The sequence below is a fragment of the bacterium genome (genome assembly GCA_019637795.1).
Classification (GTDB): domain Bacteria; phylum Desulfobacterota; class Binatia; order HRBIN30; family CADEER01; genus JAHBUY01.
In genome coordinates this window covers 363,151-380,437 of sequence record JAHBUY010000008.1, presented here as the reverse complement: position 1 = coordinate 380,437, position 17,287 = coordinate 363,151, and the positions used below count along the sequence as shown (strand labels likewise).

16 protein-coding genes are annotated in these 17,287 nt (G+C 71.4%); 8 read left to right on the top strand and 8 right to left on the bottom strand.

Going from position 1 to position 17,287, the window contains the following annotated elements; all coding sequences use genetic code 11:
* From KF840_25215 to KF840_25205, 3 genes are all read left to right on the top strand, one after another.
* Nucleotides 1–570: hypothetical protein (locus tag KF840_25215; GenBank protein ID MBX3028203.1), on the top strand; the 570-nt coding region annotated here is incomplete at its 5' end.
* Between the two features lie 604 nt (nucleotides 571–1,174).
* A complete protein-coding gene (locus KF840_25210) occupies nucleotides 1,175–3,055 on the top strand; it encodes a hypothetical protein (protein MBX3028202.1) in 1,881 nt (626 codons plus the stop codon).
* Between the two features lie 153 nt (nucleotides 3,056–3,208).
* Entirely contained in the window at nucleotides 3,209–3,832 is a 624-nt protein-coding gene (locus tag KF840_25205) for a glutathione S-transferase family protein (GenBank protein MBX3028201.1), read from the top strand.
* 13 nt (nucleotides 3,833–3,845) lie between these two features.
* Here the strand turns inward: KF840_25205 and KF840_25200 are convergent, their stop codons facing one another.
* The 3 genes from KF840_25200 to KF840_25190 form a co-directional block, all read right to left on the bottom strand.
* Nucleotides 3,846–4,247: a pyridoxamine 5'-phosphate oxidase family protein gene (locus tag KF840_25200; protein MBX3028200.1), complete on the bottom strand. Its 402-nt coding sequence runs from the start codon at nucleotides 4,245–4,247 to the stop codon at nucleotides 3,846–3,848.
* A gap of 134 nt (nucleotides 4,248–4,381) precedes the next feature.
* Nucleotides 4,382–5,734, bottom strand: a complete 1,353-nt coding sequence (chrA, locus tag KF840_25195) for a chromate efflux transporter (GenBank protein MBX3028199.1) — start codon at nucleotides 5,732–5,734, stop codon at nucleotides 4,382–4,384.
* A gap of 70 nt (nucleotides 5,735–5,804) precedes the next feature.
* The gene (locus KF840_25190) at nucleotides 5,805–7,733 is read right to left on the bottom strand and encodes an NAD(P)/FAD-dependent oxidoreductase (GenBank protein MBX3028198.1); all 1,929 of its coding nucleotides are present in this window, start codon (nucleotides 7,731–7,733) and stop codon (nucleotides 5,805–5,807) included.
* Between the two features lie 78 nt (nucleotides 7,734–7,811).
* On the opposite strand from KF840_25190, the gene KF840_25185 reads away from it, so the two are divergent.
* On the top strand, nucleotides 7,812–9,128 hold the full coding sequence (locus KF840_25185) for an MFS transporter (GenBank protein ID MBX3028197.1): 1,317 nt from the start codon (nucleotides 7,812–7,814) through the stop codon (nucleotides 9,126–9,128).
* Nucleotides 9,129–9,142: 14 nt separating this feature from the next.
* Here KF840_25185 and KF840_25180 read toward each other — a convergent pair whose 3' ends face one another.
* A complete protein-coding gene (locus tag KF840_25180; GenBank protein MBX3028196.1) occupies nucleotides 9,143–10,120 on the bottom strand; it encodes a quinone oxidoreductase in 978 nt (325 codons plus the stop codon).
* A 246-nt stretch (nucleotides 10,121–10,366) separates the two neighbouring features.
* Between KF840_25180 and KF840_25175 the strand changes: the two genes are divergently transcribed.
* From KF840_25175 to KF840_25165, 3 genes are read left to right on the top strand one after another with little or no spacing between them, the layout of a single operon-like run.
* Entirely contained in the window at nucleotides 10,367–10,870 is a 504-nt protein-coding gene (locus KF840_25175; GenBank protein ID MBX3028195.1) for a hypothetical protein, read from the top strand.
* A 35-nt stretch (nucleotides 10,871–10,905) separates the two neighbouring features.
* Entirely contained in the window at nucleotides 10,906–11,163 is a 258-nt protein-coding gene (locus KF840_25170; GenBank protein MBX3028194.1) for a DUF2191 domain-containing protein, read from the top strand.
* Nucleotides 11,160–11,591 carry a PIN domain-containing protein gene (locus KF840_25165; GenBank protein ID MBX3028193.1) on the top strand — a complete coding sequence of 144 codons (432 nt, stop codon included), beginning with the start codon at nucleotides 11,160–11,162 and terminating at the stop codon, nucleotides 11,589–11,591. Before KF840_25170 ends, KF840_25165 begins: the two co-directional genes overlap by 4 nt.
* 27 nt (nucleotides 11,592–11,618) lie before the next feature.
* Here the strand turns inward: KF840_25165 and KF840_25160 are convergent, their stop codons facing one another.
* Entirely contained in the window at nucleotides 11,619–12,827 is a 1,209-nt protein-coding gene (locus KF840_25160) for an acyl-CoA dehydrogenase family protein (protein MBX3028192.1), read from the bottom strand.
* A 237-nt stretch (nucleotides 12,828–13,064) separates the two neighbouring features.
* Here KF840_25160 and KF840_25155 point away from each other — a divergent pair, with 237 nt between their 5' ends.
* Nucleotides 13,065–13,424, top strand: coding sequence for a hypothetical protein (locus KF840_25155; protein MBX3028191.1), 360 nt, complete (start codon nucleotides 13,065–13,067; stop codon nucleotides 13,422–13,424).
* A 16-nt stretch (nucleotides 13,425–13,440) separates the two neighbouring features.
* On the opposite strand, the gene KF840_25150 is transcribed toward KF840_25155, so the two are convergent.
* From KF840_25150 to KF840_25140, 3 genes are all read right to left on the bottom strand, one after another.
* Nucleotides 13,441–14,811 carry an MATE family efflux transporter gene (locus tag KF840_25150; protein ID MBX3028190.1) on the bottom strand — a complete coding sequence of 457 codons (1,371 nt, stop codon included), beginning with the start codon at nucleotides 14,809–14,811 and terminating at the stop codon, nucleotides 13,441–13,443.
* 198 nt (nucleotides 14,812–15,009) lie between these two features.
* Entirely contained in the window at nucleotides 15,010–16,587 is a 1,578-nt protein-coding gene (locus tag KF840_25145; protein MBX3028189.1) for a glycosyltransferase family 39 protein, read from the bottom strand.
* Entirely contained in the window at nucleotides 16,587–17,264 is a 678-nt protein-coding gene (locus KF840_25140) for an SOS response-associated peptidase (protein ID MBX3028188.1), read from the bottom strand. Before KF840_25140 ends, KF840_25145 begins: the two co-directional genes overlap by 1 nt.
* Between the last annotated feature and the right edge of the window lie 23 nt (nucleotides 17,265–17,287).

Here is a 17,287-nt window from a genome sequence, read left to right as displayed (position 1 = left end):
TCCCGTGTCGCGGATGACCCGCTGTCGGCACTGCGCCTCTCGCCCACCGTCAGCGCGATCGCTTCGTGGCTCAACCGAGAGTCAGAACATGCAGTCGAAGGCTTTGACACCATCGACCCCATCCAGGTTCAGACCCTTTTCGCCCTACCCGAGAAACAGCTTGTAGAAGCGATCGGTCAGATCGAAGCCCGCGGCTGGCTCGACGTTCGCCGCGCTGCGGGCGGTACGCTCATCGCGGACATCGCGTCCTTGAGACCAACCTCTTTGCTGTTCGTTGACACCGATCCCTACCTGAGAAACTGGGATCCAAGGCACGATGCGAAGCGCATCGCGAACCTTGTGCTGGAGCAGAACGATGAACAGGCTGTCGTCGTGGATCTCGCGCGTACGCTCGGGTGGGAACCTCGTCGGATGAATCCCGCCCTCTACGTGTTGGTCCGGGCCAGCGCCATTGACCCATCGCCGCCTTCGAGCGGCGCCTATCCATTTGCGTACGATGACTTTCTCGTCACAGTGCGCACTCGAAGGTTTCTCGCCGACCACGACCGCGCCCCGGATGGCGAAAGCTGACCCGGCACCCCCACATCAAAATCGGGCGAAAACGACCCGAAAGTCGGCTCTATTTCGCCAATCACCGGCCGAGACTGGATGGTGAAATTACCTCAGACAACCAGGAACTTATCGGCATCGAGACGTCCGGCACCCCAGTCCTTGCCAAGCATAAGGTCGCCGGTTCGACCCCGGTCGCCCGCTCTCGAGAACCCCCACAATTCCAGTGAGTTGTGGGGGTTCTTCTTTCTGGAGATCGCCTCCCCGGAGCCGCTCTGGGTGGTCTCGGAATGCGATCCGTCCTCGCGTCATCTCGCCTTCCCGCCGCGGCCATGCCCCCGGATCTCCCCATCACCCCCCTCCAGCCGGGCGTCTCGCTCAACCTGCCGAAGGGGCCCTTCACGAGCATCCGCCTAGTCTAGGGATTTCCCCAATTGATCATGCTCCTGCATTCATGCGAGCAGAGTGTGCAACTGCCACGCTTATTGGTTCTCGATATCCCATAGATATCCACAATAGTTTGAAAGGGGGGAGCATGTCTCACCGTCCGCCCACGCCGCGTAGCGTGGGACCAGCCGCGCATCGCGCCGCACGACACACCCGACAGATCTTCGCATGGGCAGCCATGGGCGCGATACTGACGGGCATCTTCACCGCGCCCGCGTATGCCGCGCTGACCAACCCGAGCTTCGAAACGGGCACTCTCACGGGGTGGGCCTCAATCGGCCCAGTCAGCGTTGTGACCAGCGCGTACGGCAGCGGGCCCACCGCGGGCATCTACCAGGCGCTGCTGACCAGCGGCACCGGATCGGCAACCGACGCAGCCCTCGAATCATTCATGGGCGTGGCCGCTGGCACCCTCGACGGACTCGGCAACGGCAATGCCACCGAAGGCGCTGCCCTCAAACAGTCCTTCACCGCGGGCGCCGGCGCCGTGATTTCCTTCGATTGGAACTTCCTCACCAACGAGGCGACACCGACGACTTACAACGACTTCGCGTTCGTCTCGATCTCCGGCGTCACCTCCGAATTGGCGGATACAAACGCGACGTTCGTCATCTCGCCAACGCCGTTCAACGAGGAGACGGGCTTTCACACCTTTGCCTACGTCATCCCCTCGGCTGGCACATACACCATCTCCGTGGGCGTCACCGACATCAACGATGCGATTGTCGATTCGGGCCTCTTGGTCGACAACTTCTCCAGTCCGTGCGGCGACGGCATTCTCGATTTCGGCGAGCAGTGCGATGACGGAAACGTTGCCGACGGCGACTGCTGCTCGGCCACCTGCCAGTACGAAACGGCCGGAAGCGCGTGTGGGGCCGACGGCGAACCCTGCACCGCCGATGTTTGCGACGGCGCCGGCACCTGCGTTCACCCGGCCGGCAATGGTGGCGCCACCTGCCGCGCCGCGGCGGGCGCGTGCGACATCGCCGAGTTGTGCGACGGCACGACTCCCACCTGCCCTGCCGATCAGTTGGTCGGCAGCGGCATCTCCTGCCGCGCCGCGGCCGATCTGTGCGATGCCGAGGAGCTCTGCGACGGCGCCAGCCCGCTCTGTCCGGCCGACGATGTGCTGGTCGCCGGCACGCCCTGCCGGGTGGTCGCCGGCGTCTGCGACCTCGCCGACGCCTGCGACGGCAGCAGCCCGGCCTGTCCTGCCGATCTCAAGAGCACCGCGGAGTGCCGCGCCTCTGCAGGCGACTGCGATGTCGCCGAGTCGTGCGACGGTGTGACCGACGACTGCCCGGCGGATGCCTTCGCCTCCATCGGTACCCCTTGTCGCGCCGCCGCCAGCGACTGCGACGTCGCCGAGTCATGCACGGGATCGGCCCCCTCTTGCCCCATTGATGCGAAGCAGCCCGACGGCACCGGCTGCGATGACGGCAACACCTGCACCCAGGCCGACGCCTGCCAGACCGGCGCCTGCGTCGGCACCGATCCTCTGGATTGCGACGATGGCAACGGCTGCACCGCCGACTCCTGCGACCCGGTGGGCGGCTGCGTCAACGACGATGCGCCCGCCAGTGGCTGCCTGACACCCGGGACGTCGCTGGTACTCATGAAGAACGCCAGCGACGACGGCAAGGACAAGCTGTTGTGGAAGTGGGCCAAGGGCGCGGCGCTCGATCCCCTCGATCTCGCTGACCCGATCAGCGGCTCTGGCTACGCGCTGTGCATCTACGCCGGCACCGCCCACGCGCTGATCGCCGACGCGGCGATTCCACCCGGCCCGAGTTGGAGCGCGGTCGGCACCAAGGGCTACAAGTTCAAGGGCAGCAGCCCGGACGGGCTGTCGTTGGCCTTGCTCAAAGGCGGCTCGGCCGGCAAGTCGAAAGCCCTCGCCAAGGGCAAGGGATCAGCCTTGCCCGACCCGACGCTGCCCCTCGCCTATCCTGTCACCGTGCAGCTCAAGAAGGCCGGCGCGGCGCTCTGCCTCGAGAGTGTCTTCACCGGTGCCGACGAGAAGAAGAACACGGCGGCGCAGTTCAAGGCCAAGCGATAACGCTCGCCCTGAGTCGGCATCTCGCGCCCCTGCGGCCACCCCGCCGCAGGGGCGCGAGCGCGTCCCCTCCGCTTGCCGCTCGCGACACGGCGATCGCGTGGCGCGCTTGCCGTTTCGACCGCCGGCTGCTCCGATGCCGCGCCGGAGGGCGACATGCTGACCGTCCATCATCTCAACAACTCGCGCTCACAGCGCATCCTCTGGCTGCTCGAGGAGCTCGGAACGCCCTACGAGATCGTGAAGTACCAGCGCATGGAGGGGATTCCCCTGGCGCCGCCGGAGCTCAAGGCGGTGCATCCCCTGGGCAAGTCGCCGGCCATCACCGACGGCGGCCGGACCATCGCCGAGTCGGGCGCCATCGTCGAGTACCTCATCGACACCTACGGCGGTGGCCGCTTCAAGCCGGCCGCCGGCAGCGACGACCACTGGCGGTACGTCGAGTGGATGCACTACGCCGAGGGATCGGCGATGTTCCCGCTGCTGATGGCGCTGATGATCGGCTTCCTCGGCGACGCCGGCGACCTGCTGCGGCCGCGCATCGACAGCGAGATCGCCAACCACCTCGGCTACATCGAGCGCGGGCTGGAGGGACGCCGCTTCTTCGTCGGCGACGATCTGACCGGCGCCGACATCCAGCTCCTGTTCGTGCTCGAGGCGGCCGGCGCGCGTCTCGCGCCCTACCCCGGCGCGGTCGCCTATCGCGAGCGCATGCAGGCGCGTCCGGCATACCAGCGCGCCATCGAGCGCGGCGGCCCCTACCAGCTCATGAGCCGCTGAGGCGCGGCGCCGCTCAGCGATCCGACTTCGGCGCCGGCGACAGCAGCGGCACGCAGTCGGCGCCGCAGGACGCACCTGGATCCGGCGCGGCGGCCGGGCGGTGCAACACGGCGCGCAGCGGAGCGACGCGCAATCGGCGCTCGCCGCCGCCCGCGGCGGCGGCCGCGGTGCCGTCGACGATCACGCTGTAGTCGTCGGCCGAACGGAGCGGAAACAGCAGCGACACCGACGGCCGGGCGGCCGCATTGGCGGCACTGCGACGTCCGACCTCGGTCACGAGGGCGTCGCCATCCCAGGCGACCTGGACGTGCACCGCATGCGGGGACGCATCATCACCCACGGTCAGCAGATAGGCGCCGCCACCGCGCTCGGCGAGCACGCCGCGCAACTTCTCCAAGGGAACCGCTACGCTCATCCTGTCTCCTTCCAACCTGGCCGCCCGGTACGCGACCGAGGGCCACCTTAGCCCGGATCATGCATGAATTCGCTCGCCGCCGCCGAGCCTCGGCCCAATCGGACCGGCAGGCGGGCGGCGGGTGCGCGCGGGTCTCAGACGGCGCCCCGGAGATGCAGCGCCAGGCCCACCAGGCCACCGCCGAGGACGATCCAGAGCACGTCGACGCGGTAGCGGTGGAGCAGCGCGAAGGCGACGGCGCCCAGGAGCACCGCCGGCCACTCGGTGCCGCCGAGCGGGCCGTGCGGCCAGACGACCGCGGCACCGAAGACCAACGCCAGGTTGAGCACCACGCCGACCACCGCCGCCGTCACCCCCGACAGCGCGGCGGTGAGACGCCGGTCGCCGCGGATCACCTCGACGTACGGCGCCCCGAGGAAGATGAAGAGGAAGCACGGCAGGAAGGTCGCGTAGGTGGTGAGCAAGGCGCCGGTCACCGCGCTGGCCAGCGGCGTCATGCCCTGCGGATTGTTCCAGCCGGCCATGAAGCCGACGAACTGCAGGACCATGATGAGCGGCCCGGGCGTCGTCTCGGCGAGCGCCAGGCCGTCCACCGCCTGGGCGTGCGTCAGCCAGCCGAACGACGTCGTGGCGACCTGGGTCACGTACGCCAGCACCGAGTAGGCGCCGCCGAAGGTGACGAACGCCGCCAGGGTGAAGAAGCGGTACTCGTGCGCGTGCACGCTCGTCCAGCCCCGGGTCGCGATGAGGGCGAGGAAGGGCAACAGCCACAACGCCACGCCGATGGCGAGGACGCGGGCGAAGCGGGCGGAGGACGGACGGGTGTGCGGCGCGCTCGCCGCATCGACGTCGCACGACGGCGCCGCCCGCGCGCTCGCGGCCGCCGCGGCGCCGACCGGGGCGGCCGCGAAGGCGTCCGGCCAGCGCCGCGCCCCCACCAGGCCGACGCCAGCGGCCAGCAGCACGATCAGCGGAAAGGGCAGGTGCAGCACGTAGATGGCGAGGAACGCCGCCGCCGCGATCGCGTAGTGGACACGGCGTCTGAGCGCCCGGCCGCCGATCTTCAGCACCGCGTCGACGACGATCGCCACCACCACCGGCTTGAAGCCGGCCAACACGCCCGCCACCGCCGCGAGCTCGCCGTACGCGGCGTAGACGTAGGACAGCGCCAGGAGGACGAAGATCGACGGGATGACGAAGAAGGCGCCGGCGACGATGCCGCCCAGCGTGCGGTGAAGGAGCCAGCCGATGTAGATGGCGAGTTGCTGCGCCTCCGGGCCGGGCAGCAGCATGCAGTAGTTCAGCGCGTGCAGGAACCGCTCTTCGCTGAGCCAGCGCCGGCGCTCGACGATCTCGCGGTGCATGATCGCGATCTGGCCCGCGGGTCCGCCGAACGAGATGAACCCCAGCTTCACCCAGAAGCGGAACGCCGTCGCGAACGGCACGGCAACCGGCGCCGGGGCGTGCTGGCGCTCGTTCGTTGGCACCGGACGCGTCTAGCGACCGGCGCCGCGCCGCGCAACGCGGGGCGCAACGGACGCCAGCGACGGCGCCGGGTCAGCGGAAATGGAAGTCGTCCGGGTTCGGTGCCCGGGTCCACGTCCAGTAGTCGACCAGCCGCCAGGGCGAGGTGGTGAGGACGCGGCCGGCGGGGTTCTTGTACCAGCTCGTCGCGCCCGCGTGCGACCAGACCATCTGCGCGTGGCGGGCGTCGAAGCGCGCCGCGTAGGCCTCGTGCACCTCCCGCCGGCACTCCATCGCCGCGCGGCCGCTGGCGAGGAGCGCGGCAATCGACGCCATGACGTAGCGGACCTGGCACTCGGAGTGGAAGATGATGCTGCCGGCGTGCGCCAGATTGGTGCCCGGCCCGTAGAGACAGAACAGGTTCGGGAACTCGGGCACGGTGATGCCGAGATAGGCGCGCGGTTCGTCGCCCCAGCGCTGGCGCAGGCTGGCACCGTCGCGACCGACGATGTCCATCGGCCAGAGAAAGCGGTTGGCGTGGAAGCCGGTGGCGTAGACGATGGCGTCGACCGGATGCTCGCGGCCGTCGGCGCAGCGGATCGCGGTCTCGGTGATGGCGACGATCGGATCGGTGATCAGGTCGACGTTGTCGCGCTTCAGCGTCGCCAGCCAGGTGCCGTTGTCCTGCAGCATGCGCTTGATGAACGGCGGATACCGCGGCACCACCTTGGCGAGCAGCGCCGGATCGTCGCCGATCTGCTCCGCCATGCTCTGGGTGAAGTACTCGCGCATCATGTCGTTCATCGCGTTCACCGAGCGCTCCTGGTGCGGCCACTCGGGATCGACGACCAGCGACGGCATGAGGCCGTCCGACGCCGGCCAGAAGAGGAGGAAGCGATACCAGCGCGCGTACGACGGCACGTGCCGCAGCAGCCACTTCTTCGCCTCGCTGACCCGCGCGTGGTAGCGCGGGTTCGGCACCATCCACGGCGCCGACCGCTGGAAGATCAGCAGGCGGTCGGCGATCTTCGCGACCTCGGGGGCGAGCTGGAAGGCGCTGGCGCCGGTGCCGATGACGGCGACGCGCCGGCCGCGCAGGTCGTGCTGGTGCTGCCACCGCGCCGAGTGGAACGCCGGCCCGGCGAACGCGTCGCGGCCGGGGATGTCGGGCAGGCGCGGGCGGTTGAGCTGGCCGACGGCGCTGATCAGCGCGTTGGCGCGCACGACCTCCTCGCGCCCGTCGCGCGCGCGCAGGCGCACCGCCCAACCCGCCGCCGCGTCGTCCCAGCGCGCCGCCACCACCTCGGTGGCGAAGCGGATGCGCTCGCGCACCCCGAAGTCGCGGGCGCAGTCCTCGAAATACTGCCGCAGCTCGTCGCGCTGCGAGAAGAACTCGGGCCAGTCGTGGTTGGGGGCGAACGAATAGGAGTAGAAATGGTTGGCGACGTCGACCCGGCAGCCGGGGTAGCTGTTCTCCAGCCAGGTGCCGCCGACGCCCTCGTTCTTCTCGATCACGACGTACGGCACGCCGGCGCGCTCGAGGCGGGCGGCGGCGAGCAGCCCGGACATCCCGGCGCCGATGATCAGCACGCGGAAGGCCGCGCGGCGCGCCGCCGGCACCGCGGCCCAGTCGACGTCGCGCGCATCGCCGCTGTCGAGCGCCAGCTCCTCCATGAACATCGGCACGTACTCGGGGCTGACCTCCTCGCCCACCATGAAGCTCAGCATGCGGCCGATGGTCTCGGCGGAGGGCGGCGGCGGCAGCGTGCCGCCGCGATCGCGGTAGTCGCGCAGCGCCGCCAGCGCCTGCGCCCGCACGGTCGCCTTCTCGTCGTCGGACAGGCCGCCGTCGTGCTCGCCCGGCAGGGGCCGCTGCGGGCGGATCGGACCGTCGAGGATCGCGGTGTCGCCGGTCAGGTGGACGATCGCCATCATCAGGGTCGCGACGCTGGCGTGCGAGAGCGCCTCGGCGAGGAAGGCGTCGTCCTCGGTGATCGGTTCGACCGCGACGGCGGACGGCATGGGACGTGGACGTACCACAGGGATCCGCCGCAACTCCACTTGTCCGCGCGCCGCCGCGCTGCCAAACCTGGGCGCCGCATGCATGCCCTGCCCGCGCGCCAGCTCCTCACCTACGGCGGTCCGATCGTCGGCCTCGCCTTCCTCCTCTTCGTCGTCCAGTTCTACTTCCTGAAGTTCGCCACCGACGTCCTGCTCCTGCCGCCGGCGCTGGTCGGGGCGCTGTTCGCCGTCGCCAAGGTGTGGGACGCCGCCTGCAATCCACTGGTCGGCAGTTGGAGCGACCGCACCCGGTCGCGCCACGGCCGCCGCCGCCCCTTTCTGTTCGCCGCCCCGCCGCTGCTCGCCGGCGCCTACATCATGCTGTGGAACCCGCCGGCGGCCTGGCCGCCCGGCGCCCTGCTCGCCTGGGTGGCGCTGGCGCTGTTCATGTTCTTCACCGCCTTCGCGCTCTATGCCATCCCGCACGCGGCCCTCGGCGCCGAGCTCAGCGCCGACTCGCACCAGCGGACGCGACTGTTCGGCGCCAAGCAGATCAGCTTCACCTTCGGCATGCTGCTCGCGTTCGGCGCCATCCAGCTCGCGATGAACGCCCCCGAGCCGCGCGCCGCCGCCGGCGCGATGGCGGTGCCCGGCGCGCTGGTCGGCGCCGGGGTGCTCGCCATCACCCCGCTGGCGATTCGCGAGCGCCGCCTGCGCGGCGGCGGCGGCCACAGTCTGGCGAGCGGCCTGCGCGACGTGCTGCGCAACCGCACCGCGCGCATCCTCCTCATCGTCTGGTTCATCGAGAGCCTGGGCGTCGGCGCGGTGGGCACCATGGCGCCCTACGTGGCGCAGTATCTCCTGCGGCGGCCCGACCTGGTGGGCACGCTGCCGGCGGCCTACGTGCTCTCCGGCGTCGTCTCGATCCCCGTCTGGGTGCGGGCGGCGCGCCGACACGGCGCGCACGCCACCTGGCTGGCGGCGATGCTGATCGCCGCCGCCGCCTTCGGCGGCATGATGGCGGTCGATGCCGGCGCCCTGCCGGTGCTCTTCGGGCTGCTCGTCCTCGCCGGGGCTGCCATGGGCTGCGGCAGCGTGCTGGCGTCGTCGCTGATGGCGGACATCATCGACCTCGACGAGCAGCAGACCGGCGAGCGCAAGGAGGGCATCTACTCGGCGGCGCTGCTCTTCGCGCTCAAGATCGGCAATTCCGTCGCCACGGCGCTGAGCGGCGTGGTGCTCGCCGCCGTCGCCTTCGCTCCCAACGTCGAGCAATCCGCCGAGAGCCTGCTGGGCATGCGGCTGCTGTTCGGCGGCATGCCGTGCCTCGGCTTCCTGCTCGGCGCGGCGTTGTTCCGCGGCTTCCCGCTCGGCCGCCTGCCGGCGCCCGGTCGCGCCGCCGCCGCGGCGCCCTGACGCGCGCCCCCAACCTACGGCAGGAGCACCGTCGAGCCGCTGGTGCGGCGGCCCTCGAGGTCGCGATGCGCCTGCGCCGCGTCGCGCAGCGCATAGGTCTGGTGCACCTCGATGGCGACCGCGCCGCTCGCCACCACCGCGAACAGCGCCGCCGCCGAGGCGGCGAGCTCCTCGCGCGTCGCCGTGTAGTCCATCAGCGACGGCCGGGTGAAGTAGAGCGAGCCACGCAGCGAGAGCTCGGCGGGCTCGAAGGCCGGCACCGGCCCCGAAGCGTTGCCGAAGCTGACCAGCATGCCGCGCCGCGCCAGGCTGTCGAGCGAGGCGGTGAAGGTGTCGCGGCCGACGCCGTCGTAGACGACCGCCACCCCCGCGCCGCCGGTCAGCTCGCGCACCCGCGTCGCGATCGCCGGATCGTGCGAGTCGATGACGTGCTCGCAGCCATGCTGCCGTGCCAGCGTCATCTTGGCGGGCCCGCCCGCCGTGCCGATGACCCGCGCCCCGAGGTGCCTGAGCCACTGACAGGCGATCAGACCGACGCCGCCGGCCGCGGCGTGGAACAGCACCCACTGCCCGGCGCGCACCGGAAAGGTGCGCCGGATCAGGTATTCGGCCGTCATCCCCTGCAGCATCATCGCCGCCGCCTGCTGATCGGTGACCCCGGCCGGGACCTTCACCAGGCGATCGGCGGGATAGACCCGCCACTCGGCATAGGCGCCGATCGGCGCCGAGGCGTAGGCGACGCGGTCCCCCGGTCGCAGGTCAGCCACTGCCGGCCCGACCCGCTCGACCACGGCCGCCGCCTCGAGTCCGATGCCCCCCGGCAACGGCAGCGGGTACAGACCGCTGCGATGATATGTGTCGATGTAGTTCAGACCGACGGCCGTCTGACGCAGCAGCACCTCGCCGGCGGCCGGCTCGCCGACCTCGACCTCCTCCCACCGCAGCACCTCGGGGCCCCCGGTCTCATGGATCCTCATCGCGTGACAGCGCATGGCTCCTCCGTCCCGTTCAGACCCTGCCGCGACGCCGCGCGCGAGGCAACCGAGGCTGCCCGTTCACGATTCGACGCAGCGAATTGCCGCCGCGCGCCCGCCTCCGCCCGTCGCCTCTTCGCTCGGCTGCGAAAGATCGACAGCTCCCATGTGCCAACCGCGCACTGCGGTTAGCGGTCCCGCGATCGTGAAACCTACGTTGCATCACCTGCGTCGAATGGCGCGGATCCTGCTTCCACACTCGGTATGGAAAGGCGCAACACCGTGGGGTTCACGATGAGCTGTGGAAAGATGCTGTTCGCCGCCGCGGCGCTGCTGATCGCCGGTCAGGCGTTCGCCGACATCGGGCGGCCGGTGTCGCGAGGCTGCCCGCTCCGCTTCGACCAGCCGACCACTGGATTGCCCCGCACCTGCCTCTTCGTCGGCCGCTTCAACACCCGTGACGGTGAGTTGATCGCTGCCTTCGCCGGCAACGGCTCGGCGGTGGTGGTGGCGATCGGCGCCGGCGACGCCGCGCCGCTGCTCTTCCTTCCCGCGGCGGTGAACGGACCGACCAGCGGGACCCTGCAGCGCTGGCAAGAGGGCGTCGAGCCCGCCGCGGTCACCGGGACGTTGACCCTCGAGGACGGTGGCCGCCGGCTGCGCGTCCGCGCCGCCCTGCCCGAGGGCCAGGCCGGCCCGCCGGCCGAATTCGTCGGCTACTTCGCCGACATGGTCGACTCCGGCGAGACAGTCGCCAGTTGGCGCTGAGCGCCCCAGCACACCATTGTGGGGGACCATATCGGATGATATGGGTCCCCGTAATGAAAACCACGGTGGAGATCGCCGATCCGCTCCTCGCCGAGGCGCGCGAGGTGGCGCGGCGCGACAACACCACGCTGCGCGCGCTGCTCGACGAAGGCCTGCGCATCGCCCTCCGGCAGCGGCGCCAACATCGCTTCACCCTGCGGCGCGTCACGTTCGGCGGCAATGGGTTGCGCCCCGAGCTGCGCGATGCGAGCTGGGACCGTATTCGCGAGCTCGCGTACGAGCCGGGGCCGTGATCGCCATCGATACCAACCTGCTGGTCTACGCGCATCGCAGCGACGCGCTGTGGCACGACCGCGCCGACGCGTGCCTCGCCGGGCTCGCGGAAGGAAGCGTGCGCTGGGCCATCCCCTGGCCTTGCGTGCACGAGTTCGTCTCCATCGTCACCCACCCGCGCATCTACGATCCGCCGACGCCGCTCGACGTCGCGCTCGATCAGGTCACGGCCTGGATGGAAGCGCCTCGCGTCGAGCTCCTCGGCGAGGCGGACGGCTACTGGCCAGTGCTCATCGAGCTGCTGCGCACCGGCCGGATCGCCGGTCCGGCCGTCCATGACGCCCGTATCGCCGCGCTCTGCCTGCACCACGGCGTCGACGAGCTGCTCACCGCCGACCGCGACTTCGGCCGCTTCGCGAACCTGCGGACGCGCAATCCCCTGGTCTGACCCCGCACGGGATCACGCCGGCGCCCGTTACTGGTACTTCCGCAGCTCCAGGCGGGCGACCATGCCGCGGTGCACCTCGTCCGGACCGTCGGCGATGCGCAGAGCGCGCGCCATGGCGAGCAGGCGGGTGAGCTCGGGGTCGGCCATGCCCTCGCCGCCGTGGATCTGGATCGCCGCGTCGGTGACCATCTGCAGCACGTTCGGGGCGACCACCTTGATCGCCGAGATGTCCGTGAGCGCGCCGAACGTGCCGTGGCGATCGAGGGCCCACGCCGCATGCAGGGTCAGCAGCCGCGCCTGATCGATCGCCATCCGGCAGTTGGCGATGACGTCGCGATTGCCGCCCAGGTTGGCGAGCGGCTTGCCGAAGGCGACGCGGCCGACGGCGCGCTGGCACAGTCGTTCCAGCGCCCGCTCGGCGGCGCCGATGGCGCGCATGCAGTGGTGGATGCGCCCCGGCCCGAGACGGCCCTGGGCGATCTCGAAGCCGCGCCCCGGCCCGAGGATGACGTGGCTGCGCGGCACGCGCACGTTGTCGAAGAGGATCTCGCCATGCCCGTGCGGCTCGTCGAGATGGCCGAAGACCGGCACCATGCGCAGGATCCTCACTCCCGGCGCGTCGGCGGGGACGATGACCATCGAGTGCCGCTGGTGGCGTTCGGCGGTGGGATCGGTGACGCCCATGAAGATGAAGAAGGCGCAGCGCGGGTCGCCAGCGCCGCTGGTCCACCACTTCTGGCCGTTGATCACGACGTCGTCGCCGTCGATCTCGCAGGTGGCCTTCATGTTGGTGGCGTCGCTCGAAGCGACCGCCGGCTCGGTCATCGCGAAGGCCGAGCGCGTGCGCCCCTCGAGCAGCGGCGCCAGCCAGCGCTCCTTCTGCTCGTCCGAGCCATAGCGCACCAGCACCTCCATGTTGCCGGTGTCCGGGGCGCTGCAGTTGAACACCTCGGAGGCGAGGAAGCTGCGCCCCATGATCTCCGCCAGCGGAGCGTAGTCGCGATTGTCGAGCCCGGCGCCGAGATCGCTCTCCGGCAGAAACAGGTTCCACAGGCCGGCCGCCTTCGCCTCCTGCTTGAGCTCCTCGAGGATCGTCGGAATCCGCCAGCGCCGCCAGTCGTCGGTGTGCGCGAGTTGGTCGAAGAACAGCGGCTCGTTGGGCACGACGCGCTCGCGGACGAAGCGCGCGACGTGGTCGATGTACTGCTGGGCGCGTGCGGAATGCTCGAAATCCATGCGGACCTCCCGGCGATCGTCCGTTCCTTGTAGCAGACGACGCTCTCGCGACACCCCCGACGCGCCGCCGCGGCACCGGGACCCTCGGTGCCGCCCGCCAGTCAGCCGGGCCGGTCGCGCACGGAATGGGGCCGCAGAGGGGAGCGCGAGTTGACAGCCCGACCGCATCTCTCGTATCGGCTCGAATCTGATGGCGGCCGCGGCGCGCGGCAGGCGGCCAGCCGCAGGAGATCGAGGATGGCGCGCAGCAGCACAACGGTCATCGTCCTCGCAGCGACGCTCGGAGCGCTCGTGCTCGCCGACGGCGGAGCGGCGCACGCGTCTGCGGTCGCCACGCCGCAAGCGAACGGCGCGAGCTGCAGCACGCCGGGCGACTGCGCCTCCACGTTCTGTGTCGATGGCGTCTGCTGCAATACCGCCTGCAGCCATCCGTTCGACACCTGCACCGCGCCCCCCGTCCCCGGCACGTGCGTGCAGGTGGCCCCGGCGCCGCCGGTGTCGCGCCGCGGCCTCTTCACTGGGCTGGCCCTGTTGACGATGATCGCCGCCGCCGCGCTCTGGCACCAACGGCGCGCCTTCGGCGGCAGCAGCGCCTGAGCGCTCTCGATCCACCTCAGATCCGCGCCGTCTCCCAGGCGCCGCTCTGGACGCGCCAGTGGAGGGCGCCGGCGAGGACGGCGACGTAGACGACGCCGCCCAGCCAGGCGCCGGTGAGCCCGCCGCCCGCCAGCGCGCCGCCGACATAGGCGGCGGGCGGAAAGAGACCCCAGGCGAGCAGCGTCTGCACCACGAAGGGCCAGCGGGTGTCGCCGGCGCCGCGCAACGCGCCGCCGTTGAGGACCCCGACCGCGTCGCAGATCTGGAACGCCGCGCCGACGACGAGCAGCGGCACGCCCAGGCGCAGCACCGCCTCGTCGCTGACGAATAGGCGCAGACAAGCCTCCGGCGCGAGCACGAACAGCGCCGCGACGGCGATCGACAGGCCGACGCCGACCCGCAGCGCGCTGCGCAGACTGCGCCGCGCCGCGGTCGGGTCGCCGGCGCCCAGGTAGCGGCCGACCAGCGTCGCCACCGCCATCTGCACGCCGACCACCTGCATGAACGACAGGTGCATCAAGCTGAGCAGCGCCTGGCTCGCCGCCATCTCGCTCGCCCCCATGCGCGCCACCAGGGTGCTGAAGGCCGCGAACGCCAGCATGTCGAGCGCCCACTGGCCGCCGATCGGCGCGCTGGTGCGGAGAAAGCGCCGCATCGCCGCCGCGTCGGGCGCCACGGCGTCGGTCGCGAAGCGCCGCCGCCGCGCCGGTCGGTAGACCGCCCGCGCCAACCAGATCGCGTACGCCCACTCGGCAATCGCGGTCGCCACACCGGAGCCGGCGACGCCCAGCCGCGGCGCCCCGCAGTGACCGAAGATCAGGCAGTAGTTGAGGGCGACGTTCACCAGGTTGGCGGCGATCATGGCATGGAGCGGCGTCCGCGCATCGCCGACGCCGCGCAGAAAGGCGGCGATCACCATCCCGGTCATCAGGCCGCCGCTGCCGAGCACCCGCGCCCGCACGTAGTCGCTCGCCAGCGGCCGCAGCGTCGGATCCGGCCCGAGCAGATCGAGCAATGCCGGGAACGCCACCGCGAAGAGCAGCAGCGTCGCGGTCGCCGCCGGCACCACCGTGTACCAGGCCTGCCACAGCCAGCCCCCGCACTGCCGGGGATGACCGGCGCCGTGCGCCTGGGCGGCGAAGGTCTGGACGCCGCTGCCGGTACCATTGAACCCCGCGATGACCGTCCAGTACCAGATGCCGGCGTAGCCGACGGCTGCGAGCTCGCTGGGACCGAGGCGGCCCACCATCATCGCGTCCGTGGTCATCATCAACGTCGCGGACAGGTTGGTGAGGACCACCGGCAGCGCCAGCGCGACCAGCTCGCGGACGCCGCCGCGTGAGGCGACGGCGCCGACGGCGGCGGGGCTATCGAGAAGTGCGGACATGACATCGACTCCGAGCTACGGGGACGGCGAGAGCCGCCGCCGATGGCGGAGGAGGTCAGTCCAGCGGGATCAGCGGCGGCGAGGCGGGAGCACGCGACGCGCGGCTCGGCGTGGCAGCATGCGCGGCACCATAGTGCGCGCCCGCGACGACCAGCAACGATCGCGTTTCCACGGGCGTGGCCCGGCGAGAGCGCCGCCTCAGATCGGCGCTTCGACGGCGAGCGGCTCGACGCGGACGGCGCGGAAGAGGACCTCGCCGTCGCGCACATCTTCGACCAGGGTGCCGCCGCGGTGGCGCTGCTGGATGGCCGCGGCGAGATCGCGATAGCGACCGAGGAGGAGGAAGACGGATTCGCGGTCGCTGTCGGCGCGGACCACCGGGGTGCCATCGTCCTCGGTGGGGGCGCCGAACTCGGGCGAACGCTCGACGACCTCGGCGTCGGGCGCGAACCAACGGCGGGTCTCGTAGCCGGCGGGCCAGCGGTCGCTGTACCAGAACACCACCGTGTCCGACGGCAACGTGGCGAGGAACCGCGCCGCGGCGTCGATCTGGTACGGGAAGACGTAGCGCATCTCGTCGCTCGACTGCAGCGGCCCGAAATAGCGCTGCGCGTTGCGCGCGCCGCTGAGGAGCAGCAGCCCGGCCAGCGCCACCGTGGCGGCCCGTTGCGTCGCCGCGCCGCGGCGCGCGGCCTGCCGCCAGAGGCGCGCCAGCGACAGGGCGGCAAGCAGGGCCGCGATCGGCGCCAGCCCGAAGGCGCGCCGGTAGAGCCCACCCTCGATGGTCAGGAGGGCGCCCAGCGGCAACGTCGCCACGCCCACCAGCAGCGCCGCGCAGGCGGGCTCGCGCCAGCGGCGGAGCGCCAGGCCCAGACCGGCGGCGGCGGCGATCACGGTGACCGGGTCGAGCAACGGGAATCCCTCCCCGCCCAGGCCGTCGCCGTCATCGGGCGCGCCGCCAGCGACGACCCCCCTGCCCCACTCGCCGGCGCGCGCCGCCAGCAGCCCTGCCCGGTCGCGCCAGGCGCCCTCGCGCCACGCCGCGCTGTTGGTCAGCGCCACCTCCTGGTGATGCCAGAAGTACTCCTCGTGGTTGCGCACGTAGTCGAGCATCGGCAGCATCACCACCAGCGCCGCGCCGGCGGCGACCAGCGCCAGCGCGAGGACGCGCCGCCGCGGCCGCCCGGGCGGCGGCGACGCGAGATCGACCAGCACCGGGGCGGCGAACAGCGGCAGCGACAGCGGGGCGGCGTTGTACGTGTAGATGGTCAGGCCGGCGACCGCGCCGGTCAGCGCCCAGCGCCAGACGGCAGGCCGCTGGCGGGCGCGGAAGAGCAACCACAGCACCGCCATCTGCAGGCAGGGCCAGGCGTTCACCATGAAGGCGATGCGGCTGAGGTGCAGGTGCCACGGCTGCGCCACCAACAGGGCCGCCGCCAACAGGCCGACCGCACGACCGAACATGGCTCGGCCGGCGAGCCAGGTGGAGAAGACGGTGGCGACGCCGAACAGGGCCATCGACAGGCGCAGCATCGCGGTGGACTCGCCGAACAGCGCCAGCACGAGCGCCGCGACGTACACCGGCCCGGTCGGCTGCCCGAGCGCGCTTGGGTAGGCGTAGGGTCCGATCCATCCCTCGGCCAGCACGCGGTGGGCGTCGAAGCCGGTGACCGCCTCGTCGCCGTGCAGACCGAGGGGAACGGTGTCGAGCCGCCAGACGCGCAGCGCGGCGGCGCCGAGCAGGAGGGCGAGCAGGAGACGGGGCGCCAGGCGCATCACGCCCGCTCCGGCAGCGGCGCGATGCAGGACGGGTCGTCGTGCTCCGGCTTGTTGACACGGGACGAGACCGGAATGGCGATCAGGTGCTCGTCCGGCGCCGGTGCCAGCAACGGCGCCAGCGCCGCCGCGGCGGCCGGGGCGGGATCCAACCAGGCGTCCACGGCCGCCGCCGACAGCACCGCCGGCATGCGATCGTGGATCGGCGCGACGACGCCGTTGGCCGGCACCGTGATGATGGTGCACGACGCCAGGGGCTCGCCGTTCGCGGCGCGCCAGACGTCCCACAGCCCCGCGAGCGCCAGCGGCTCGCCGTCGCGCGCCCTCAGGTAGAACGCCTGGCGGCCGCCGCGGCCGGCGCGGCGCCACTCGTAGAAGCCGTCCGCCGGCACGACGCAGCGTTGCCGCTCGAGCAGGCCGCGGAACGCCGGCCGTCGAGCGAGCGTTTCGGCGCGGGCGTTGATCAGGCGATGGCCGATCGATGGATCCATGGCCCACCCGGGGACGAGCCCCCAGCGCGCCGGCCGCAGCAGACGTCGGCTGCGGTTCGCGATGACCAGCACCGGCTGCGACGGCGCGATGTTGTAGTGCGCGACCAGGGCATCCGGCACCGCGGCGAGGCGGAAGCGGTCGCGCAGCCGCGTCGGCGGCGAGGTGAGCGTGAAGCGGCCGCACATGGGGCTGCCGTCGCATACTGGCG

What these genes read in the sequence shown, in the direction of transcription:
- KF840_25210 (MBX3028202.1), top strand. Translation starts at nt 1,175, where the DNA reads ATGGGCGCGATACTGACGGGCATCTTCACCGCGCCCGCGTATGCCGCG.
- KF840_25205 (MBX3028201.1), top strand. Translation starts at nt 3,209, where the DNA reads ATGCTGACCGTCCATCATCTCAACAACTCGCGCTCACAGCGCATCCTC.
- KF840_25200 (MBX3028200.1), bottom strand. Translation starts at nt 4,247, where the DNA reads ATGAGCGTAGCGGTTCCCTTGGAGAAGTTGCGCGGCGTGCTCGCCGAG.
- KF840_25190 (MBX3028198.1), bottom strand. Translation starts at nt 7,733, where the DNA reads ATGCCGTCCGCCGTCGCGGTCGAACCGATCACCGAGGACGACGCCTTC.
- KF840_25185 (MBX3028197.1), top strand. Translation starts at nt 7,812, where the DNA reads ATGCATGCCCTGCCCGCGCGCCAGCTCCTCACCTACGGCGGTCCGATC.
- KF840_25180 (MBX3028196.1), bottom strand. Translation starts at nt 10,120, where the DNA reads ATGCGCTGTCACGCGATGAGGATCCATGAGACCGGGGGCCCCGAGGTG.
- KF840_25175 (MBX3028195.1), top strand. Translation starts at nt 10,367, where the DNA reads ATGGAAAGGCGCAACACCGTGGGGTTCACGATGAGCTGTGGAAAGATG.
- KF840_25170 (MBX3028194.1), top strand. Translation starts at nt 10,906, where the DNA reads ATGATATGGGTCCCCGTAATGAAAACCACGGTGGAGATCGCCGATCCG.
- KF840_25160 (MBX3028192.1), bottom strand. Translation starts at nt 12,827, where the DNA reads ATGGATTTCGAGCATTCCGCACGCGCCCAGCAGTACATCGACCACGTC.
- KF840_25155 (MBX3028191.1), top strand. Translation starts at nt 13,065, where the DNA reads ATGGCGCGCAGCAGCACAACGGTCATCGTCCTCGCAGCGACGCTCGGA.
- KF840_25150 (MBX3028190.1), bottom strand. Translation starts at nt 14,811, where the DNA reads ATGTCCGCACTTCTCGATAGCCCCGCCGCCGTCGGCGCCGTCGCCTCA.
- KF840_25145 (MBX3028189.1), bottom strand. Translation starts at nt 16,587, where the DNA reads ATGCGCCTGGCGCCCCGTCTCCTGCTCGCCCTCCTGCTCGGCGCCGCC.
- KF840_25140 (MBX3028188.1), bottom strand. Translation starts at nt 17,264, where the DNA reads ATGTGCGGCCGCTTCACGCTCACCTCGCCGCCGACGCGGCTGCGCGAC.